General features: G+C 68.5%; 2 protein-coding genes. Both read right to left on the bottom strand.

Annotation, left to right across the window (positions count from 1 at the left end; genetic code table 11):
- The coding region (locus tag XINFAN_RS00205) for an electron transfer flavoprotein subunit alpha/FixB family protein (protein ID WP_124084567.1) at positions 1 to 910 on the bottom strand (910 nt) is incomplete at its 3' end.
- A partial coding sequence (locus XINFAN_RS00200) for an electron transfer flavoprotein subunit beta/FixA family protein (protein ID WP_148087128.1) occupies positions 910 to 1,509 on the bottom strand: 600 nt, incomplete at its 5' end. The genes XINFAN_RS00205 and XINFAN_RS00200, both read right to left, overlap by 1 nt.

Genomic DNA, 1,509 nt, shown 5'->3' with positions numbered 1-1,509 from the left:
CTGTGAGTTCCGGGACGAGTGTGAAGAGGTCGCCGACGAGGCCGTAGTCTGCGACCTGGAAGATCGGGGCCTCTTCGTCCTTGTTGATCGCGACGATGATCTTCGAATCCTTCATCCCCGCCAGATGCTGGATCGCGCCCGAGATCCCCACCGCGACATAGAGGTCCGGCGCCACCACCTTGCCGGTCTGGCCCACCTGCCAGTCGTTCGGCGCATAGCCCGAGTCGACCGCGGCGCGGCTGGCGCCGACCGCCGCGCCCAGCTTGTCCGCCAGCGCCTCGATGATCGCGAAGCTCTCTTTCGAGCCGATCCCGCGGCCCCCCGAGACCACGATCTTCGCGCTCGTCAGCTCGGGGCGGTCGGAGGCCGCCACCCGGTCCTCGACGAAAGCCGAGAGATCGCCGCCCGCATCGCCCGTCACCGCCTCGACCGGCGCGGAGCCGCCCGCACCCGCGGCCGCGAAGCTGGCGGTCCTGACCGAGAACACCTTCGTCGAATCACCCGATTTCACCGTCTGAATCGCATTGCCGGCATAGATTGGCCGCTCGAAGGTTTCGGAATCGATAACGGCGGTCACATCCGTGATCACCATCACATCAAGCAGCGCCGCCACCCGCGGCAGCACGTTCTTGCTGAACGCCGTCGCCGCGCCCGCGATATGGCCGTAGCCGCCCGCGCACGAGGCCACCAGCGCCGCCAGCGGCTCGGCGAGACCATGGCCGAAGGCCGCGTCCCCGGCGTGCAGCACCTTCGCCACGCCCGAGAGCGTCGCCGCTTCCGCCGCCGCTTCCGCCGGGCCCGCCACCAGCAGGTGGATTTCGCCCAGGGACGCCACCGCCGTCAACGCTTTGGCAACCGAATCGGTGGCAAGCTGCCCCTCGTTCACATCCGCAATCAGGAGAACGGCCATCAGATCACCCCCGCTTCGTCTTTCAGCTTCGCCACCAGCTCGTCGACCGAGCCGACCCGCACCCCCGCCTTGCGGCCGGCCGGTTCCGTGGTTTTCACCACCGTCAGCCGCGGGCTGACGTCCACGCCGTAATCGGCGGGCGTCTTCGCCGCCAGGGGCTTTGCCTTGGCCTTCATGATGTTGGGCAGGCTGGCATAGCGCGGCTCGTTCAGCCGCAGATCGACCGTCACCACGGCCGGCAGCTTCACGCTGATCACCTGAAGCCCGCCGTCCACCTCGCGGGTGACCTGGGCCTTATCGCCCTCGATCGACAACTCGCTGGCGAACGTGGCCTGGGCCTGGCCCAGAAGCGCCGCCAGCATCTGGCCGGTCGCGTTCATGTCGTTGTCGATCGCCTGCTTGCCGCACAGGACAAGGCCCGGGGCCTCTTCCTTCACCACCGCCGCGAGCAGCTTCGCCACCGCGAGCGGCTCGATATCGGTGTGAACGTCGGCGGCCGCCTCGATCAGGATGGCGCGGTCGGCCCCCATCGCGAGCGCGTTCCTGAGCGTCTCCTGCGCCTGTTTGACCCCGATCGAGACCACGACCACCTCGGTCGC

The sequence above is a fragment of the Pseudogemmobacter humi genome (assembly GCF_900609055.1).
Lineage (GTDB): Bacteria > Pseudomonadota > Alphaproteobacteria > Rhodobacterales > Rhodobacteraceae > Pseudogemmobacter > Pseudogemmobacter humi.
The sequence above is the reverse complement of the archived record's forward strand: the minus strand, read 5'-3'. Positions and strand labels throughout refer to the sequence as shown.